The following is a 20,665-nucleotide window of genomic DNA, read 5'->3' as shown; positions in this document are numbered from 1 at the left end:
TCCCGCGGAGCATCGAAGCATTGCCAGAAGGTCGTCGGAAGCAGTCTGCCAGAATTGGGATGTTCCACCGCGCGGAAAAGTCCTTCCGCCCTAGCTCCCAAGGGCAGAGGCATTGAAGCCCCCGTTTCGCCATTTCTCCAAGGCCTGCTTCAGGGCCGGCCCCGGCAACCCGTCAAAGCCCTTGGAGTATAGCCCCACCCGGCCAAGGCGCCGCTGCATCTCGACCAGCGTATCCTTTGGCCAGGACTGGCCCGGCGCGGTCAGTTCCTGCAACAGGCTTCCATCATCCGAGGCGACCCCCAGAAGCAGGTATTTCGATGCCTCCAAGCCGCTTTTGGCAACGCCGTGACCTTCGGCCAGCAGATAGGCGGCTTCCCGATAGGCCCTGGGTTCACCCTCGCGTGCGGCGCGTTCGAACAGCGCCCTCGCATCGGCGGGGGTGCCGAATTTTCCGTCCCGCGCCAGCAGGCCCAGGTTGAACGTCGCAATCGCGGCCCCGCTTTGGGATGCCTGCTGCATCAGCGCGATCCCCCGCTTGTGGTCGGCGGCGCTGCGGTTTTCGTCCAGCAAGGGAATGGCGACGTTGATTGCGGCATCGGGGCTGCCGGCGGCGGCCGCCTTTTCGAAAAGCGCCTGCGCCTTGGCGGGGTCCTTTTCCGCGCCGTCCCCGGTTTCGACGATCAGGGCAAGGCTGACCATTGCGCGCAGATCGCCCTGGTCGGCCGCCTGTTCGAAAAGCGGGACCGCCTTGTCGCGCAGGCCCGAGGCCGCATAGGCGCGGGCCAGCAGGGCCAGATACCGTGCCTGTCCGGGGTTGAGACGGACGGCCTCTTCGCAATCGCGGATAGCGGCAACCGAATTGCGGGCCAGCAGCTCGAACGGGACGCCGGGCGTCGTTTCGGTTCCATCGCGGGGGTGGTTGGCCTGCAACTCGCAGCGCCGCGCCGGATCCTGATCCGCGTCCGGGGGCATTTCCGCAAGGATGCGCCGCGCCTCATCGGCATGGGGCCCCGAGGCATAGGTGTTCAGATAGCTTTCGAACAACGGCCTCAGCCGATTGCGCTGCGCCAGTTGCCACAATTGTTCGCCGCTTTCTTCGTCGGGGCCGATGCTGCGCAGCTGGGTGTTCGCGGTCTTGCCTTCGGTCAGCATGGCCAGAATGTCGCCGGCATGGACGCCCTCGGGATAGCGCTGAAGATAAAGGTTCATCAACGACTTATCCCAGCTGCGCACCGCGGCTTGATACAGCATCGTGTCGGAATTGGCGGTCGGCGGGCCGTCATCGAAAAAGAACCGCCGCGTCAACGACGAGCTTTCCCAGGGGATCTGCAGGCCGCCGCTTTGCGCGATGACCTCTTTTCGCACGGCGATCATCATTTCCGATATGTCCTGCGAGGGCGTGCGGATGTGATGCAGCAGCGCGCCGGTAAAGGTGCCGTTGCGACCCTTGCCGTCCGAGGCCACGGCACCGGGTTGCGTGGCATAGACGATCAGGAAATCCGCCGCGCTGCCGACCCGCGCCAGGCCGTCCCTGACCCCGGGGATCTGGTTGCGGTTGTCGCGGCAGGCATCAAGCATCACGATCTTCAGGCCGGGCGCTTCGGCCAGGGCATTCAGCGCGACATCCAGCATGATCGAATCCGCCGCGGCCTGTTCCAGATTCACGGGGTTGAAATCCGTCGGAATCAGATAGTTGCTGTCGGAAACCTGAAAGGCGTGCCCGGCGTAATAGAACAGCGCCACATCTGCTGTCCTGGCCTCGGCGCCGAAGCCTGCGATCAGGTCAAGCATTTCCTCGCGGCTGCGGTCGATGCCCAAGGTGACCCGAAAGCCCAGTTCAGTCAGGGTCAAGGCCATGTCATTGGCATCATTGGCCGAGTTGTCGAGGCTGGGGATCGCGCTGTATGCGGCGTTCCCGATGATCAGCGCGATGCGCTGCTCGGCCCGCGCCGGTCCGGCGAACAGGGTGATCGCCAGCACCGCCCAGACGATGAGGATGCCGGCAACCCGTTCAAAGGCCGACGGCACGGACCAGCGTGGTATCGGCTTTTTCGACAGTGGCAAGGATCAACCCCTCCTGGCGGGAATTGGCGCGGGCCAGGGCGGGATCGTCCGCGCGCAGCAATTCGACCCGCTTGACGATCTCGGCCCTCGCGGCGGACATTGTGCGGCTTGCCTCGCGCAGCGCCTCGCGCCGAATCGAGCGACGCTCTTCCTCGGTCGTGGCGCTGCCCAGACGCGCGATCGACCGGCGTCGGGTCTGGTCGATATCCGTGCTTGCCTTGCGCAGGATCGCCGAAACGTTCTGCATCGAGGGCGGCAGGCTGGCCGACAGATCGTCAAGCGCCGTGGAATACTGGTCAAGCGCGCGCGAGATACAGGCCAGCATGTCCTCGGTCGGACCTTCGTGCTGGTTGCAATTCTCGATCTGCAGCGAGATTTCCTGCGAGATCGCGGCAAGGCGCGAAAGCTCCTCGGCCTCGGCGACATCTGCCGGGCGGCGCGCGGATGGGTCGGTCAATGCATCGCCCGGCAGCACCGCGGCAAGCAGGATCTCGGTCCTGTCGGTCGGGTTGGGGACGGGGGCCGTATTCTGCGAGGTGCCGGGATAGGGATTGCCCGAAGGCTGGGGCAGGATGCGCAAAATCCCCGGGTCGATGGCGATGCGATAGTTCACCTCGGCCCCGTCGCGCATGCGCACATCCGTGGCCGTGATTTCATAGGCACCGGGGGGGCTGGTGTGATCGCCCTCGCTGGACAGGGATATGCCGGTGATGGTGTCCCCGTTGACAAGATCGCCCGCGACGCGGTTCCAGTCGAACATCGGGGTGCCGCCCACCCGCATGACGCTGTCCAGAACGTCGAGGGTGATGTTGCGCGGCAGGACATTCAGCTGCCCGCCCTCATAGGTGATGTTGTAATTGGACGTCGCCGGTGCACCATCGCCGGAAATGACCGCGTTCGCGGCGGTGATCGGATAGGCCGCCACCCATGCCCGGCCCGCCGCACCAAGGCTGGCCAGATCGACCGAGACCAACCGGTCGCCATAGCGCAGCCGCCCGCCAAGCGTGACATCGGCCAGGGTAAGGCTTCTGTCGTTTCCGTAAAGCTTTTCCAGATCCGCGACTGATATCCGCAGCATCGCGCGGTTGATCCGCAGCGTCGCGTCCGAGGCGACGATGCTGAAGGTCTGTCCCCCGGCGGATGTGACCGAGGCGTCGGTCAGGATGTCATAGTTTCCGGCATTTCGCGGCGTGCCTTGCACGCGGAAGATGCCGTCGGTTGCAGGAATGTCGTCCTCGGCGCCAAACAGGTAAAGCCCCAGCCCGTGGACCGTTCCCCCCAGCCCCGGCAGCCTGTCGCCATAGGTGACCGAAAGATCGTTCGGTTCCGCCCACAACACGCGGTCAAGACTGTAAAGCCCCGGATAGTTTCCGCGCCCGCCCGGCGCCCAGACATTGTGGAAATCCCAGCCATCCGCGACGCTCAGGAAAAACTCGGTATCGGTCAGCTGGGCCGTCGTCAGGCCCATGCCCCCGGCTGAGCTGCCCTGCCCGGTGGCGTTCCGGTCCCAGAAGGAAAGCCAGCTTCTGGCCCCTTCGCCCGCGCTGCCGACCAATCCGCCGACACGCGTTCCCGCAGACGAGGTATTGACTGGCCCCGCCGCGAAACTGCGGGCGATCCAGTTCTGGTTGGTTCCGGCCAGCCCGCCCACCGACGCGGGCAATGCGCTTGTATAGTCGACCGAGGCCAGCGAATAGGAATCCGTGATCTGACCGTCATTGGTCCCGACCAACCCGCCCAACTGCAGGCTGGAGGTTTCGGGGCCCCCCAGCCCGACCGTCAGGCCACCGGTCGCGCGCGAGAAACGCACCGCGCCGGTATTCCACCCGACCAGTCCCCCCGCGCGGACATCTGCCACGCCCGAGATGTTCACCTGGTTCGTGGCAAAGCTGTAGCGGATGCGATTGGTGCTGATGCCGACAAGCCCCCCGACCGCGGCAAGACTGGTCATCTCTCCGGGGCTGGCCAGGTTGACGCGCAGATTTCCGGTCGCAAAGGAGGTCTCGACACGTCCCGAACTTGCGCCGATCAGCCCGCCCGCCGCAACGCGTCCCGCTGTTTCGATGTCAAGACCGACGCTGGAGCTGCTGCGCGTGACCGCGCCGATGTTGGTGCCAGTCAGACCGCCGAACGCGCTGTTGCGGTTAAAGGCAAAACCCTCGCCCGAGGTCAGGGCGATCGTGCCGCTGGTCGAGACCCGGTTGAGCGTTCCCGAATTCTGGCCGACAAGGCCGCCGATCAGCCAGCTGCCGCTTCCTTCCTGGCGGATCGTGACCGCTGCGGATGAATCGATGATGCGGTCCGCTGTCGTCGTCTGGCCAGCGATCCCGCCGATACGGTTGGTGACGGGCGGACCCTCAATCCCCACTTCCGCGCCGCTGAATTCCGAGGTGATGGTGCCCGCATAGCGGCTGTTCGAGATCGTCGTCCCCCCCGAAACGCGTCCGGCGACCCCGCCCAGATGCACCGACTCTCCGCCATCATCCGCTGAACCGGACAGGTCCAGCGCCACCCGAGAGGTCACGTTCGTGATCGTGCCATCCGCGAATTGCCCGACAATCCCGCCGAACATGGAATGCGCCACCTCGTCTTCGCCCACGGTCGCTTCCAGGCGACCGCTGGCCTCGACATTCTGGATGACGTTCGAACCCGCGCTGGCCAAGGCCTGCCCGACCAGACCGCCAACCGCATGTCCGCCAAAGGTCGTCAGGTCCAGATTCAGAAGCCGCAGATTGCGGATGGTCGCGCCCTGGATCACACCGAACATCCCGCCGAAGCGACCGTCGACGATTTGTGTCAGCCCGGTGATGGAACGGTTCGTCCCCTCCAGACTGCCGGTGAAGGGGGTGCCGGTGCTGCCGATTGGGCGGAAGCCGCTCAGGCAACGGCCGTCGCAGGGTTCCGTCCATTCGGCGGTGCCGCCGGCCGCAATATTCGCGCCAAGCGCATAATGCGCGCCTCGGTAGCCGGGCGAGCCGATGCCCTGCAGGCCATAGACGTCGGTGATGACATAGCGGTTGGCCGTGGTGCCCGCACCGCCCCGCGCCCGCAGAAAGCTTGCGCTTGGATCAAACCAGAAATCGCGGGCGGAAAAGGCGGGAAGCGTGGCCGCGTTCTGCACCCAGTTCGACCCTTCAAGCAGCCGGAATTCGTCCACATTGACGCTGCCGGTGGCCCTGATCCGGGGCGCGTCCAGCCACAGGGTCCCGGCGGGCGCGTTCAGGGCCGCGTTCAGGTTGATGCTGGTCGCGGCCTGCATCTCCATCTGGTTTGTCCAGCTTACGGGCGCGTTGACGGCGATATCCGCGCCCGCCCCAAGGCTGACACTTGCAAGGCCACCCCAGTTGAGCGGCTCATCTATGATGATGTCGTTGTCGGCCTGAAAATTCAGGACGGTTCCACCAAGATCAGCACCGAAGGACAGCGCGGTCGCAAAGGTGATGTTGCCCGGATCATCGCCCCCCGGCAGGCTGGGCCCCGAGGTGCGGAATTCATAGGTGCCGGGGTTTTCGGCCATCGCATAAATCTGCGTGTCCAGCAGATGCGTCGGGTTGAGCGAGTCATAGGAATCCTCATCCACGATCATGATGTCCAGGGGATCGAACAGCGCATGGCCCGGCCGACCGTTCTGCGCGGTCAGCAGGATGTCCGGGCTGCGCAGGGCCAGGCTTTCGCGGCCCGAAATCTCGACAAATCCGCCGTCTCCGCCGTCATCCCCGCCCCGGACCGAAACGCCGCCGTCGAATTCGGTCAGAAGGTCCGACCACAGGATGACGCGCCCGCCGTCGGCATTGCCGATCCCGTCTGCCGAGATCCGCGTCCCCGCGCCGATCAGGTTGACGCTTGCCCGCTGCAGGGCACCCCGGCCCTGATAGTCGCCGCCGACGCGGATCAGCCCGCCACCGCCGGTTCCGCTGGCATCCAGCGTGGCCCCGACAAGCTCGATCCGGTCGCCGGTGATGGTGATGTCGCCGCCACGCTCGGGCCGGGTGGGGGGACGATCCGCCCGGACGGAGGCCGCGCGGGCCGCCCGCACCCCGCCCCTGGCATCCACGCGGCCGGTCACGCGGACCGTGCCGCCATCGCCGCCGCCAAGGACGACCCGCCCGGATCGACCCGAGACGCTGCGCGCCTCGACCACGCCGGACAGGTTGATCGTCTGGCGCGCGGCATTGCGGGCCGATGCGGCCTTCATCTCGATCGAGCCGCCATCGGCGGAAATCCGGCCGCTTTGTTCGATATGCGATCCCGCATCGGGGGGCAGCGCCACCGACAGGAAGTCATTTCCCGACAGGTTCAGCGTCGCGCGCTGACCCGCGCCAAGTCCGACCCGGCCCAGCGGCACCCGGATCGTGCCGGAATTGCTGACCTGTCCGCCCAGCAGCGCCGCATAGCCGCCGGGGATGATGTCGATCCGGCCTTCGTTCGTGACCGCGCCGGGATTGTCGCCCGAAAAGCGCAACCGCCCCGCCATGAAGTCACCATTCGAGATGTCCAGCGTCGATCCGACAAACCCGCCCGTCGCGATCCGGCCATTCCGCCCGATCGCGATCCCGTTGCGGTTGACGATGAAGACCTGTCCGTTCGCGCCAAGGCTTCCGTCGATCCGGGTCGGTGTGTCGCCCGTCACGCGGTTCAAAAGGGCCGAGCGCCGCCCCGGCTGGATGACCTGCACCGAAGCGCCCGACCCGATGCCGAAGCTGCCCCAGTTGATGATGGCGCGATTGCTGTTCTGGTTGATCTGCATCCTGCCGCCGGACGAGGAGACATTGGCAGAGCCCGCGACGACATTATGTCCGTTCGGCAGGGTCTGGGCAGTGGTCACGCCGGGCAGCACAAGCGCGCTGCCCGCAAGAAGCGCGGCCCAAAGCGCGCGTCGCCGGCTAGAAGCGATAGGAGCTGACGATCGTGAAGCGGTCCTCGTCCTTTTGGTCATCGTCCCTGTTCCCTTTGCCATATTCCAGCCTGACCACTGCGGAGGAATAGTTGGGGTCGTAGATCATCCGCAGATCGACGCCGATGCCCAAGGTGTTTGCGTTGATGCGCGCGGCCTCAAGCGATGATGGTTGTTCAAGACGGACCGAGCCTGCGGCCACGGCCAGATAGGGGCTGACCTGCAAGGGCCGGCCAAAGGCCTGGATCGGGAAGTTGCGCGCCACCTCGCTGCGCAAAAGCCAGCCAGAATCGCCGGTAATGCTTCCCAGGTCAAAGGCCGACACGCCCTCGGACGAGGCGATGCCGAATTGCTCGCTCGACAGCAGGGGCTTTCCGAACGAGGTCTGCGCCTGCCCGGACAGGGAAAATGCCCAGTCCTGCAGGAAGCTGCGGTCATAGCGAAATGAAACTTCCAGCTTGGTGAAATCGGCATCCGCGCCCGCGCGCGACAGCGGGGTGTCGCTGTCTTCGGCGTCCTGGGCACTGCGCGCGCCCAGACCGTCGATGCCAAGCGACAGGATCGCCCCCCCGCTGATGGCCGCAGTATCCGAAAGCTGCCAGTTCCCGTCGCTGCTGAGACGAAAGACGCGGGTGCGGTCCTCATAGATTGGAAAATCCGCGAAATCGGTATTCAGATCCTGCTTGTCGCTTTGCACATCCAGCGCCGCCGTGACCGAAAGATTGCGCTTGATCGTGCGCACCACCGGATAGAACAGCCGGAAAGAGACGCGGTTGAAATCCGACGGCGTGGCGACCGCGTTATTGTCGGGGCCGGTTCGGGAATTCGCGCCCTCGACCCCGAAGGTCAGGCCGTTATAGCCAAGGGGAAAGATCGCACCCCCGGCAAGGGTGCGCAATCGGGGTTCATCGGCGAAATACCCGTCATCCCCCAATGCGGGGTGCCCCGAGGCGCGCAGATAAAACACCTCGCCCATGTTCAGAAAGTCGTTGAATTCGACGCCAGCGCTAAGATTCCAGCGGCCGAGTTCCTCGGAAAACGTATTGTCCAGACCGACAAATCCGGTAACCGAGCGGAATTGCGGTTCAAGAATGACGACCGTTCCGCCGGGCTTTGACCCGGTGGACAGGGCCGAGCCAAGGGCCACGCCGAACATGTCGCCCGCAAGCAGCAGCCTGCGTTCGATATCCGGCAGTCGCAAAGAGCGCTGGTCGACAAGCGGGTCGGTGGTCCGTTCCAGCCGGGCGCGCAATTCGGGCGGGGCCGCGCTTGCATCGACCTGCTCGACATAGCCATCGACGACCGTCAGGCGCAGCGTGCCGCCGTCCTCAAGCGTCTGCTGGGGAATGACCACGCGCGACAGGACATAGCCCTGCTTGACATAACTGGCCTCAAGATCGGATGCGGCGGCGAAGATCTCGGAAACCGGGATGCGCTTTCCGGTCAGGCGCTGGCGCAGCGTGTCGGTGGCGGCCTGGGTCCCGGCCAGCGCGCCTTCGACCGTGACACCGGACAGTTGGACCGACAGCTTTTCGGCACCCGCGGGCGCGGCCAGTCCCGGAGCGCCGCTGAAGACCAGCGAGCCGGTCATGCGTTGCAAGGAGGGCTCATAACTGGGTTTGGTGATCTGCGACGCGGTCTGGGCCAGCGCGGCATTACAGGTCAGCGTCAAAAGGGTAAATGATGCAGTGGCGGACCAGTGTCGCATGAATGCCAAGTTTCATCCTCCAAAGAGTCTGCGATTCAGGTTATCACCGGGCCGTGATTCTGTGAATTCCTTTGCCGAGGCTTTTGCTGAATCCCGTTCCGCAGAAAGGATTATTTCAAATTCGGGCATTTCGGATTCTCTTGTCTATTTCCATCAGGTCAAGAAATTTCCAAAACCAATGCTGTCTTTTTTCCGTGCCGACCGGATTATCTTCGCATGCGATATTGCCCCTTCAGGGCTTTGACGTCGTCAGAATGGCGGAATCAAGGCTGCGGACGGGGACGGAAACTTCCTGCAATGCCTTGGCATAGCTTTCCGCGCTTTCGGTTATCGGGCGCAGGCTGTCGAATAACGGCTGGTCGCTGATCAACGCGATCAGGCGCGTCTTGCCCAGCGAACTGCCATCCACCGTAAAGGCAAGCCGATCCGAGCCCTTCGCCTGCTCCAACCCATAGGACAGGCGCAGCGGGCCATCGCCCAGATCCCGGATCCGGTTTTCCTGCCGGTTCACATTGGGCAGCAGGTGAAATACGTTGCCGGAAACGTCCAGCACCGAAACGTAAAGATAGCCGTCCTTCAGGTCGGCCGGCAGGGTCAGGTCGATGACCGGATTGTCGCCCACCACATATTGCGCCTTCGGATTCGGATCGGGACGATCGCCATAGCCGAAGGTGAAGACAAGGCCGGCAGGCTCGGCCGAGGGGGTATTGGCATCCATAAGGCACAGCGTCGGGTTCAGGACCTCAAGATCCAGCTGCGCGACCCGGTTGCCGATTGCCTCGGTCAGCGCATCGCGAAGCGCGGCCTGCGTCTCGGCATGGGCGACGCGTCCGGTGACATGCAGGTTGGCGCCCGCGCCCCAGCCGGTCGAGGGTGCGTCGGCTACCGTCAGCCGACCGCAATCCTCATGCGCGCGCAGGATGGAAATGACGGTTTGAGGGCTGAGGATGCGGGGGCCAAGTTCAAGCTGGGCGGTGCCGGTCAGTCCTGTGGGCATTGCCACCAATTCGGTCTTCAGCCGGTCGTAATCGGCGCGGATATTGGTCAGGCCATTCGCCGTCACCTGATTGTCCGACACGGACAGCCGGTATTCCGGCAGATCCGCCAGTGTCTGCACCAGCTGGACGACACCTTGCCCCCAGCCCTCGGCAAGATCGCCTCGCGCCACGGTCAGCGTGGGGGGCATCCCGCCCTGCGCAGCCAGCGCGGCCCCCAGAAGTTGCGCGGTTTCCGGGCTGGGCACGAAGCCCTCGGCGACCGGTCCGGCACCATCGACGCGCGAAATCTGCAGGGTGAAGGGCTTTGCCCAGGGAAGCCGGGGCGTGAAGATGCCAAGCGTGCCGGTCGCAAACTCAACTGCACCAAGGGCAACGACCAGCAGGGCCAGCGCGGCAGCGATCAGCGCGGTCCTGCGTTTCGGGCCGCCCGAAGCCGGGGATCCGGGCTCAGTCGGTGCGGGCTTTGGCGCGGACGCGACCCGCGCGGGGGCAGGGGGCGTCACCTTGCGGGGCACGATCACCGTTGCATCGGCGGGGGCGGAAGCGGTGCGCAGAAATGCCAGCGCGGCCTCGGCCGACTGAAAGCGGGCTTCGGGGGCAGGGGCCGACAACCGGTCGATCAACTCGCCCAAGGGCTGCGGAACCCCCGACATATCCAGCGGCTGCGCCTTGCGGTTCACGACCTCCATCAGGTTCGCGCCGCTATCGGGGGACCGGCCCCGGAAAATGGCCAGCAGCAGCGCCCCAAGCGCATAAAGGTCAGTGCGGGGATCGGCCTTGCCCGCCAGTTGCTCGGGTGCGGCGAAGGCGTATTTGCCGGCGAACTCTCCGCCCACGATGGTCTCGGCGCCGGGGTTGGAGTCCTTGGCGATGCCGAAGTCGATGATCGTGGCCTTCGCAGGATCGTCGCCACGCAGGATGATGTTGTCGGGCGAAAGGTCGCGGTGGATGATGTTGCGCCCATGCGCGGCCGCCAACCCCTCCAGCACGCGGCCGGCCACGGTCAGCAGCGCCTCGGCGGACATGCCTCCTGCGCGCATCTTCGCGTCCAATGACGGCCCGTCGACGAAATCCATCACAAGATAGACGGTGCCGTCAGGCGTGCGCTGCGTGTCATAATAGTGAACGATCGTGTCGTGATGGATGTCGCGGACGTTTTCCTCGCGCGTCATCAGCGCGAGATAGTCAGCATTGCCCGCGAATTCGGATCGCAAGACCTTCAGGGCAACCACCTTGCCCGAAATCTCGGACCGACAGCGATACACCTCCGACGTGCCGCCCCGCCCCAGGATCGCCTCGATCCTATAGGTGTTGTTCAGCACATCGCCGGGTTTGAAGATGGGCGCCTGCCCTGTCACCTTGTCCACCGGCCCGTCAGGACTGGGCCTGGAATTCGACGCGGCGGTTGACCTCGCCCCGGGGATCCTTTTCGTCCAGAAGATAGCGCGCGCCCACGCCCACCGCCTGCATCTGCCCTTCCGGGACACCGCAATTGGCGGCCAGATAGCGCTTCACCTCTTCCGCGCGCAAAACGGAAAGACGCTCGTTATACTGGACCGTCCCGGTTATGTCCGTGTGGCCGATGATGCGCAGCACGACATCCGGGCTTTTCTTGAGCACGTTGCAAAGCGCGGCCAGCGCGGGTTTCTGGTCTTCGCGCAGCGCCGCGCTGTCCAGATCGAAATGGATCGAGACATTGACCTGTTCGTCCTGCGGCAGCGCCACGTAGTCGACCTTGGTGGCATCTTTCTGGCTGGTATCCGCGCTAACCTCCGGCTGTTGTCCGGTCGGAACAAGAACCAGACCCCGGCTTTTCTGCTTTGCGAAAGCCTCGGAAATGTCGTCTTCGGACATCGCGGACTGCGCATGCGCGGGGAAATGCCATAACCCGATTGTCAAAATCAATGAAAAGCAGATGAACAAGGACTTCATGGAATCACTCCATCAAGCGGAAAGCACCTGCAAATTTATACCTGTGCCGATCATTACGCGAGTCCGATTGCAGCTTGCGCCAATTGACAGAGAAGATTGGCGGCCGCATCGTCTGGCTATTTCGGACGGGGAAGCTTCGTGAAGCCGGTCCATTTTGTCGTCACAGCGATTGCTCTTCTGGTGCTGCCTTTGTTGGGATATGGGGTCTGGACGGCTTTGTCCCAGCGCCAACAAGTCGCGGGCGGCTCGGCGGTCGACAGTCAGGCACGAATCGAGATCGAAAATCTTAACCAGCAGATTCTTGGATTGCAGGAACAACTGGTTGCGCTGTCAAACCAGATCGACAGCCTCGGCATAGACCAGGCCGCCTTGCCCGAGGATGTTCCGTCTTCGGCTGAAAACCCGGCTGCGGACACGCAATCGGCAATTTCGCGCGACGGTGAAAACCGCATCGCCGGAGATTACGCCACGGTCGTGCTTATCGCCAACCGGCGCAATGTAAACAAAGGACAAACAGTGGGTTCGTCCGCATTCCTTGAAGGATTTCTGGGTCGTCCAAGGAAAGTGCTGACGGATGACTGCGAGGGAATGGACAATCCCAAGCTGCAGGCCATGCTGGTCGTCGATACGGTTGGCCCGGTAAAGGTCCAGATGCTGCGACCCGCAGTGGAAAGCCTGACCAGGGTCTTTGAAAAGGTCCGGGCGGTGGATCAGGATCTTTATGACCGCATAAATACCTCTGGTTCGCTTTGCGTGCGTCGGATTCGAGGGACGACGGACCTGACATCGACCCATTCCTTCGGGCTTGCAATCGATCTCAATATCGACGGCCACCTTGACGGATTCGCCGATGGCCGGACCCAGCTGGGCCTGACCATCCTTGCGGATTTCTTCCATGAAGAGGGTTGGGTCTGGGGCGCCGGTTTCTCTCGCGAGGATTCGATGCATTTCGAAGTCAGCCGCGCTACGCTTGAGGCTTGGCGCGCCGCCGGAAAGATCTGACCCTGCACCGCAGCATTACCACCATCCAACATTGGCCAAGGCGCTGAAAACGAGGGTCAAGTTAGATGGCTAAACCTTTGCGTGAATATTTCTTGACCGGCTAGGTGCGAGGGTGCACCGTTACAGCAATCTGGGTTTCGTTGGTATTCATCATTTTTGTGCGAGCAAGAATGTGCCTGATTCCGTTTATGTTCCGATTGATTCTCTGCTAATTGAGCGTAGTTCCGAAATACCCAGCGGGAATGATCTGGAATATGATCCGGAATTTCTCGCGATGGAGAAGGCTGCTCAAATCAAGCCCGAGCGCCAGTCGGGGGCAGAGTTCCTGTCGGGCGAAGAACCTGACTATACAAAGCTGCGCCAACACGCGCTGGCAGTGCTTGACCGCGCGCATGACCTGCGCGCCGCCATCTTTCTGGCGCGGGCGCTTTTGCAGACCGAGGGGGTGCAGGGATTCGCCGAAGGGGTCGCCCTGCTGCGCGGCCTGCTGGAGCAATGGTGGCCGACCTGCCATCCGTTGCTGGACCCCGATGACGGCGATGACCCGACCGCCCGGATCAACACGGTTCTGGGGCTGGTCGACAATGATACCACCCTGCGCGGCGTCCTGCTGGCCCCGCTTGCGCAAAGCCCGGCCCTCGGTCACATCAACCTGCGCGACATCGCAATTTCGCTGGGCGAGATCGCTGGCGGCACGCCCGACGCCGCGACCGTCTCGGCGGCGTTTCGCGACACCGACACCGCGCTGCTTGAATCGCGCCAGGCGGCAGTTCTGGGGCTGCGCCGCGATCTGGATGCGATAAGCGCGGTCTTTGACAAGCATACACCGGGTCAGGGCCCCGATTTCGCGCCATTGGACCGGCTTTTGCGCCGCGCCGCGATGCAATTCGCCGATGCCCTGGGCAATGAGACGCAACCGGATGGACCGGTCGACGAAGCGGTGGCGCAAGAGGCCGCGGCCCCCGCCCAAAAGATTGCAGCCGCGCCTGTCGGGGCGATCAGTTCCGCGGCCGACGTGCGCGCCGCGCTGGACCGCATCATGGCATTCTACGCCGCGAACGAACCTTCAAGCCCGTTGCCGATCCTGTTGTCACGGGCACGCAAGCTGGTCGGCGCGGACTTCATCACCATCATGAAGGAAATCGCGCCGGGCGGGGTCGAGAATGTTCGCAATCTCGCCGGCTTGCAGGACGACGACTGAGAGACGGAGGACCGCCCCGGTGTCCGGAAGGCGGCCGAACCAAGGGGGAGCGACGGATGGCAAGTTCACAGAAGTTCATCGCGCGGAACCGCGCGCCACGGGTCCAGATCGAATACGACATCGAATTGTATGGTGCCGAAAAGAAGATCCAGCTGCCCTTCGTGATGGGGGTCATGGCGGATCTGGCGGGCAAGTCGAACACGCCGCAGCCCGGCATCGCCGACAGGAAGTTTCTTGAAATCGACATCGACAATTTCGACAACCGCCTGAAGGCGATGGCCCCGCGCGTGGCCTTCAGCGTGCCCAATACCCTGACGGGAGAGGGCAATCTTTCCGTCGATATGACCTTTGAAAGCATGGAGGATTTCTCGCCCGGCGCGATCGCGCAGAAGCTTGAGCCGCTGCGCAAGCTGGTCGAGGCGCGCAACCAGTTGTCCAACCTCGTCACCTATATGGATGGCAAGCCGGGGGCCGAGGATCTGATCGCCAAGGCGATGAACGATCCCGCGCTTCTGCAAAGCCTTGCCGCTGCCCCCAAACCCGCAGAAGGAGAGGAATGAGACATGGTGGAACGGGAAGCCCAGTCCCAGGATGCCGCGGCCGCCGTGGCGCTGGATGAAAGCGCATTCGCCAACCTTCTGACCAAGGAATTCAAGCCTCGCACCGATCAGGCGCGCTCGGCCGTGGAATCCGCAGTGAAGACGCTGGCGCAGCAGGCGCTGTCCAATACGGCGCTGATCTCGGAAGACGTGGTCCATTCGATCGAATCCATGATTGCCGAGATCGATCGAAAGCTTGCCGAACAGGTCAATGCCATCATCCACAACCCGGAATATCAGCAGCTTGAAAGCGCGTGGCGCGGGCTGCATTTTCTGGTGAACAACACCGAAACCGACGAAATGCTGAAGATCCGCGTCTACAGCATCTCGAAAAAGGATCTTGCCAAGACCTTGAAGAAATTCAAGGGCGCGGCCTGGGACCAGTCGCCGATCTTCAAGAAGATCTATACCGAGGAATTCAGCCAATTGGGCGGCGAACCTTACGGTTGCCTTGTCGGCGATTATTTCTTCGACCATTCCGGCCCGGATGTCGAGATGCTGGGCGAGATGGCCAAGATTGCGGCGGCCGCCCATGCCCCCTTCATCACCGGTGCGGACCCGGCTTTGATGCAGTTCGAAAGTTGGCAGGAACTGGCCAATCCGCGCGATCTGACCAAGATCATGAGCACGCCGGAATATGCCAGCTGGAAAAGTCTGCGCGAAAGTGACGACAGCCGTTATCTGGGGCTGGCAATGCCGCGCTTTCTGGCGCGCCGCCCCTATGGAGCGAAATCCAACCCGATCGAGGAATTCGCATTCGAGGAGGACACAGCGGACGGAAACTCCGCCAATTTCTCATGGATCAACGCGGCCTATGGAATGGCCATGAACATCAACCGCAGTTTCAAGCAATACGGCTGGTGTTCGCGCATCCGTGGCGTGGAATCGGGCGGCGCATTGGAGGGGCTGCCCACGCATACCTTCCCGACCGATGATGGCGGGGTGGACATGAAATGTCCGACCGAAATCGCCATCGACGACCGGCGCGAGGCGGAATTGGCGAAAAACGGGATGATGCCGCTGGTCCATCGCAAGAATACCGACATTGCCGCCTTCATCGGTGCGCAATCCTTGCAGAAGCCTGCGGAATATGACGACCCGGATGCAACCGCCAATGCCAATCTGGCGGCACGTCTGCCTTATCTGTTCGCGACCTGCCGCTTTGCGCATTTCCTGAAATGCATGGTCCGCGACAAGATCGGGTCCTATAAAAGCCGGGCCGACATGGAGAAATGGCTGAACAGCTGGATCCTGCAATATGTCGATCCGAACCCCGCCACCTCCAGCGAGAATGACAAGGCCAGAAAGCCTTTGGCCAATGCCAGCGTCGAAGTCGTGGATGTCGAGGGCAACCCCGGATATTACACCTCGCGTTTTTATCTGCGACCGCATTACCAGCTTGAGGGACTGACCGTTTCACTGCGGCTGGTGTCCAAGCTGCCCAGTGAAAAGGCCTGAGACGAATATCCCGCCCTTATTGCGGGGCGGGCCCTGAACGATCATCGCAAACCATATCACTCTAGGGAGAAGTCAATTGGCAGTAGACATGTTTCTCAAGGTCGGTGAGATCAAGGGCGAGGCAAGGGACGCGACATATTCGGGCGACAAGGGCTGGATTGACATCCTGGCCTGGAGCTGGGGCGTTTCCAACTCGGGGACGACCCATACCGGCGGCGGTGGCGGCGGTGGCAAGGCCAATGTCCAGGATATATCGGTCACGAAATATATCGATCTGGCCTCGACCGATCTGATCAAATCAACCCTCAAGGGCACCCACCACGCCAAGGCCGAACTGATCATGCGCAAGGCCGGGGACAAGCCGCTGGATTATCTCCATATCGAGATGGAGGAGGTAATCATCACCAGCTATTCGACCGGCGGCAGCGGTGGCGAGGATCGGCTGACCGAAAACATCACCCTGAACTTCGCGAAGGTCAAGCTGACCTATACCGAACAGAAGAAAACGGGCGACAAGGGCCTGACGCCGGACGTGACGTTCAACATCGCCGAGAACGTCGACGCTTGACCCGCAAAGCATCTACGGCCCCGGCTGTCCCGGGGTCGCGGTTCCCTTTTCCGCTGGGAGGATGCCGGTGACACCGGATGGCTATCTGAAGGCAGGCGACCCCGAGGGTGCGCTTGCCGCGCTTTCGGCCGAGATACGGGCCCATCCCGGTGATGCGAAGCTGCGCATATTCCTGTTCCAGTTGCTTTGCATTCAGGGCGATTGGAAAAGGGCGATCACGCAGCTGAAGCTTTGCGCCGAGTTGGACGCATTGGCCCTGCCGATGGCGCAGACCTATCGCGAAGCGATCATCTGCGAGGTCTTCCGCGAAAAGGTCTTTCAGGGCGAAAAACTCCCGTTGGTCCTTGGCGAGCCGCCCGGCTGGATCGCCCTGCAGATCGAGGCGCTGCAGGCGCTGTCGCAGGGGCAGGGCAGCCGGGCCGCCGACCTGCGCGCGCAGGCTTTCGACAGTGCGCCTGCGACCTCTGGCGAGGCCGACGGGACGGCCTTCACCTGGATCGCCGACGCGGACATGCGCCTTGGCCCGGTTCTTGAGGCGACGATTGACGGGAAATACTACTGGCTGCCCTTTGACCGCCTGTCCGCCGTGCGGATCGAGCCACCGACGGACCTGCGCGACCGGGTCTGGATGCCGGCCAACCTGACCTTCGCGAATGGAGGCGAGACGGTGGCCCTGATCCCCACCCGCTATCCCGAAACCACCCGCGATGGCAGCGGTGCCGCGCGGATGGCGCTGGCGACCGACTGGCGCGATCTGGGCAGCGAGACCTGGGCGGGGACCGGACAACGCCTTCTGACGACCGATGCGGGCGACCTGCCGCTGATGGACCTGCGCGCGCTGCGGCTGGATCCGGGGCGCGTCGATGGCTGACCAGACCATCACCGAGCGGCTGCAACCCTCGCTTCTTGACCGGCTCACCGACAACCAGCGCGAGGTGACGCAGGAACCGCGCGAGGAATGGGTGATCGACCTGCGGCGCCTGCGCGAGATCGTGCTGCGCGACCTGTCCTGGCTGATGAACACCACCAGCAGCGGCAACGGGGTCGATCCGGCGCTGTTCCCGCAGGCGGCGCGGTCGGTCCTGTGCTATGGGGTCGCCAGCATCTCGGGGCAGTCTGCAGGGCCGGCGCGGACGGCGATGCTGCGTCAATCCATCCAGCGCGCGATCGAAACCTTCGAGCCGCGTTTGCGCGCCGGTTCGCTGGACATCCAGGCCGGCGACCCGGCGGCCGCCAAGGGCGCACAGGTCGTCTTCAACATCCGCGCCGACATCTGGGCGCAACCGATCCCATCCGAGCTTTATCTGCGCACCCAGATCGACATGACCACGGGCGAGGCGACCGTGGCCCGGACAGGATAGGACGATGGATATCCGGCTGCTGCGCCATTACGAGGCCGAGCTTTCCTATCTGCGCGAGATGGGCGTCGAATTCGCGCAATCCTTTCCCAAGATCGCGGCGCGGCTGGGCATGGACGGCACCGAGGTCGTGGACCCCTATGTCGAGCGGTTGCTGGAAGGCGCGGCCTTTCTGTCGGCCCGCGTCCAGCTGGAACTTGAGCTGCAATACCCGGCCTTTTCCTCGGCCCTGTGCGAGATCGTCTATCCGCATTACCTTTCGCCGACCCCGTCGATGATGATCGCGCAACTGGTGCCCGATCTGGCCAATCCGGCGCTGGCCGAGGGGTATCGCGTGCCGCGTCACAGCGCCCTGCATGCGGAACTCAGCGCCGGTCAGCAGACCGCCTGCCAATTCCGCAGCGCGGCCGAGGTGACGCTTTGGCCCATTCGCATTGCCGAGGCCGAATATATCGACGGACGCGGCGCGCTGGTCGCCCTTGGCGTCGCCGGCGCGGGCGAGGCGCGGGCCGCCATCCGCCTGCGCCTGGCCCGCGCCGATGGCGGGCTGATCGGGGCGCTGCCGATCGAGCGGCTGACCCTGTTTCTTGGTGGCCATGCCGCCAGCGGCTGGGCGCTGCACGAACTGCTGTGCACCGAAACGACCGGACTGGTCGCGCGCTCGATCGACCGTCGCGATGACTGGGTGTTGCCGCTGCCCGGCGGGGTCGAGCCGCGGGGGTTTTCGCCTGACGAGGCATTGCTGCCCACGCCGCGCGCCAGCTTTGACGGCTACCGCCTGCTGCAGGAATATTTCGCGCTGCCCGAACGCTTCCATTTTGTCGACCTGACCGGCCTTGGTCCGGGCCTTGCACGGGCGACGCAGGATGCGGTGGACGTCTATATCCTGCTGCGAAAGGGGCGGGCCGATCTGGCGCATGGGATCGCACCCGATGCCTTTACCCTTTTTGCCGTGCCCGCCGTCAACCTGTTCGAAAAGCGTTGCGACCGGGTCATGCTGTCGGAACGCGACACCGAGCATCACCTTGTTCCCGACCGCAATGCGCCGCTGGATCATGAGGTGCACAGCATCCTGTCGGTCGCCGGGATCAGCGGCGAGGGGCAGGACAACCTGACATTCCGTCCGTTCTTCTCGACCGACGAGCTGACCGCCGCGGGCTCGCGCCATCCCGCCTATTTCCAGATCAACCGCCGCTTTCGCCAGCGCACCGAGCGAGAGCATCTGGCGGGCACGCGCACATCCTATCTTGGGTCCGAGATCTGGCTGGCGCTGGTGGATCCGGCAATGGCGCCCTGGCCGCCGGGCATCCAGCAGCTTGCGGTGCGCGCGCTGGTCACGAACCGCGACCTGCCGCTGTTGCTGGGCTCGGGCGCGCGGAACCTGTTCCACATGCCCGAATGCGGCCCGGTCTCGGCGGTGCTGGTCGCCGTGGCCCCGACGCGGCCGCGCCCGTCCCTTGCGCAGGGCGAGGCCGCCTGGCGCCTGATCGGACATCTGGGGCTGAACTACCTGTCGCTTGCGGATACGGCCGGGGGCAGCGGCGCGGCCGCCTTGCGCGAATTGCTGGGTCTTTACGCCCCCTTGGCCGACCGCGCCGTCCTGCGGCAGATCGAGGGGCTTGTGGGGGTGGACACCCGCCCCATCGTCCGGCGCATCTCGGACGGGTTGCTGTCCACCGCCGTGCGCGGGCTTGAGATCCGCCTGCGCATGGACGAGGGCGCGTTCGAGGGGACCGGCACCTATGTGCTTGCCTCGGTGCTTGAGCGGTTCCTGCGCCGCCACGTCACCATCAACAGCTTTACCGAGACAGTCCTGGAAACCAGCCAAAGGGGGGAACTCGCGCGATGGACTCCGCAAAGCGGTCTGGGGCGGGTGCTGTGACGCATTACGACCATCTGGTCGCGTCGTTTCCCCGCTTTCACCTTTTTCACGCGCTGCGCGTGATCGAGGCGCATTTCGCCGACCATCCCCCATTGGGCACCGCGCGCCGCCCGCGCGAAGATCCGCTTCGCCTTGGGCAGGATCCTTCGACCGCCTTTCCCCCGCACACGATCACGCGTTTCGACCCGCCCGATGGCGCGGGTCGCGGTCAGCTGCGCCAGCAGGCCTTCGGTCTTTTCGGTCCACACGGACCGCTGCCCCTGCACCTGACCGATTATGCCCGCGACCGCATGATCAACCAGCGCGACCCGACGCTGGTGGCCTTCGCCGATCTGCTGACCCACAGGCTGGCGCAGCTTTTCTATCGCGCCTGGACCACGGGCCAGCCCGCAGCGGATCTGGACCGCGGGATGGGCGGGCGGATTGAGCGCAAGATCGCCGCGCTGTCGGGCCATGCCGGTCCGGCCTTCCAGAACCGGGACGCGATGCCCGATCTGGCGCGCCGCCATTTCGCCGCCTTCCTGTCGCCCGGTCCCCGCCATCCCGACGGGTTGCGGGCGATCGTCTCGACCTTCTTCGACACCGGTGTCGCGGTCGAGGAATTCGTGGGCTGCTGGCTTGAGCTTGAGCCGGACGACCGCTGGCGGCTGGGTTCGGGCTCCGGGCTGGGTCTGGGAACCTGCATCGGCGAAAGGGTCTGGTCGCGTACGGCCAAGTTCCGCTTGCGGCTTGGGCCCCTGTCGCGCGCCGATTACGACCGCCTTCTACCGGGCACCCCGGCGCTGGAGCGGTTGGCGGCGATCGTGCGCAACTATTGCGGTCTGGCGCTGGATTGGGATGTCGTGCTGGTCCTGCGCGCGGATCAGGTGCCCCAGACCTGCCTGGACGGCGACACTCGATTGGGCCTGACATCCTGGCTTGGCGCAAGGCCAAGCGCGGCGGATGCGGATGATCTTCACCTCTCGCCGCCCGAAATGGCGGACCGGGCCGCAGGATAGGAA

The 20,665-nt window shown here is 64.0% G+C and carries 15 protein-coding genes; 10 read left to right on the top strand and 5 right to left on the bottom strand.

Annotation, left to right across the window (positions count from 1 at the left end):
• Positions 1-90: 90 nt before the first annotated feature.
• Genes RM190_RS10690 through RM190_RS10680 form a run of 3 tightly spaced genes read right to left on the bottom strand, consistent with a single transcriptional unit; the run spans position 91 to position 8,549 of the window.
• On the bottom strand, positions 91-2,028 hold the full coding sequence (locus RM190_RS10690; protein ID WP_311759424.1) for a caspase family protein: 1,938 nt from the start codon (positions 2,026-2,028) through the stop codon (positions 91-93).
• The gene (locus RM190_RS10685) at positions 2,012-6,889 is read right to left on the bottom strand and encodes a two-partner secretion domain-containing protein (RefSeq protein WP_311759423.1); all 4,878 of its coding nucleotides are present in this window, start codon (positions 6,887-6,889) and stop codon (positions 2,012-2,014) included. Before RM190_RS10685 ends, RM190_RS10690 begins: the two co-directional genes overlap by 17 nt.
• A 58-nt stretch (positions 6,890-6,947) precedes the next feature.
• Positions 6,948-8,549, bottom strand: a complete 1,602-nt coding sequence (locus RM190_RS10680; protein WP_311759422.1) for a ShlB/FhaC/HecB family hemolysin secretion/activation protein — start codon at positions 8,547-8,549, stop codon at positions 6,948-6,950.
• A 31-nt stretch (positions 8,550-8,580) separates the two neighbouring features.
• Here RM190_RS10680 and RM190_RS10675 point away from each other — a divergent pair, with 31 nt between their 5' ends.
• On the top strand, positions 8,581-8,910 hold the full coding sequence (locus RM190_RS10675; protein WP_311759421.1) for a hypothetical protein: 330 nt from the start codon (positions 8,581-8,583) through the stop codon (positions 8,908-8,910).
• On the opposite strand, the gene RM190_RS10670 is transcribed toward RM190_RS10675, so the two are convergent.
• Together RM190_RS10670 and RM190_RS10665 are read right to left on the bottom strand one after the other, a co-directional pair.
• The gene (locus RM190_RS10670) at positions 8,899-11,031 is read right to left on the bottom strand and encodes a serine/threonine protein kinase (RefSeq protein WP_311759420.1); all 2,133 of its coding nucleotides are present in this window, start codon (positions 11,029-11,031) and stop codon (positions 8,899-8,901) included. The genes RM190_RS10675 and RM190_RS10670 overlap by 12 nt on opposite strands.
• A 7-nt stretch (positions 11,032-11,038) precedes the next feature.
• A complete protein-coding gene (locus RM190_RS10665) occupies positions 11,039-11,518 on the bottom strand; it encodes an OmpA family protein (protein ID WP_311759419.1) in 480 nt (159 codons plus the stop codon).
• 174 nt (positions 11,519-11,692) lie between these two features.
• On the opposite strand from RM190_RS10665, the gene RM190_RS10660 reads away from it, so the two are divergent.
• From RM190_RS10660 to tssG, 9 genes are all read left to right on the top strand, one after another.
• On the top strand, positions 11,693-12,598 hold the full coding sequence (locus RM190_RS10660; protein WP_311759418.1) for a M15 family metallopeptidase: 906 nt from the start codon (positions 11,693-11,695) through the stop codon (positions 12,596-12,598).
• A gap of 172 nt (positions 12,599-12,770) precedes the next feature.
• Positions 12,771-13,799: a type VI secretion system protein TssA gene (gene tssA, locus RM190_RS10655; protein ID WP_311759417.1), complete on the top strand. Its 1,029-nt coding sequence runs from the start codon at positions 12,771-12,773 to the stop codon at positions 13,797-13,799.
• A 56-nt stretch (positions 13,800-13,855) separates the two neighbouring features.
• A complete protein-coding gene (gene tssB, locus RM190_RS10650; protein ID WP_311759416.1) occupies positions 13,856-14,359 on the top strand; it encodes a type VI secretion system contractile sheath small subunit in 504 nt (167 codons plus the stop codon).
• Positions 14,360-14,362: 3 nt separating this feature from the next.
• Complete coding sequence (tssC, locus tag RM190_RS10645) at positions 14,363-15,856, top strand: type VI secretion system contractile sheath large subunit (protein WP_311759415.1); 1,494 nt, start codon at positions 14,363-14,365, stop codon at positions 15,854-15,856.
• A 76-nt stretch (positions 15,857-15,932) separates the two neighbouring features.
• A complete protein-coding gene (locus RM190_RS10640) occupies positions 15,933-16,424 on the top strand; it encodes an Hcp family type VI secretion system effector (RefSeq protein ID WP_311759414.1) in 492 nt (163 codons plus the stop codon).
• A gap of 61 nt (positions 16,425-16,485) precedes the next feature.
• Positions 16,486-17,295 carry a type VI secretion system accessory protein TagJ gene (locus RM190_RS10635; RefSeq protein WP_311759413.1) on the top strand — a complete coding sequence of 270 codons (810 nt, stop codon included), beginning with the start codon at positions 16,486-16,488 and terminating at the stop codon, positions 17,293-17,295.
• Entirely contained in the window at positions 17,288-17,785 is a 498-nt protein-coding gene (gene tssE / locus RM190_RS10630; RefSeq protein ID WP_311759412.1) for a type VI secretion system baseplate subunit TssE, read from the top strand. Before RM190_RS10635 ends, tssE begins: the two co-directional genes overlap by 8 nt.
• A 4-nt stretch (positions 17,786-17,789) precedes the next feature.
• Positions 17,790-19,664: a type VI secretion system baseplate subunit TssF gene (tssF, locus tag RM190_RS10625; RefSeq protein ID WP_311759411.1), complete on the top strand. Its 1,875-nt coding sequence runs from the start codon at positions 17,790-17,792 to the stop codon at positions 19,662-19,664.
• Positions 19,628-20,662, top strand: a complete 1,035-nt coding sequence (gene tssG, locus RM190_RS10620; RefSeq protein WP_311759410.1) for a type VI secretion system baseplate subunit TssG — start codon at positions 19,628-19,630, stop codon at positions 20,660-20,662. Before tssF ends, tssG begins: the two co-directional genes overlap by 37 nt.
• Positions 20,663-20,665: the final 3 nt, after the last annotated feature.

This window comes from Paracoccus broussonetiae, from assembly GCF_031854425.1.
Lineage (GTDB): Bacteria > Pseudomonadota > Alphaproteobacteria > Rhodobacterales > Rhodobacteraceae > Paracoccus > Paracoccus broussonetiae.
The sequence above is the reverse complement of the archived record's forward strand: the minus strand, read 5'-3'. Positions and strand labels throughout refer to the sequence as shown.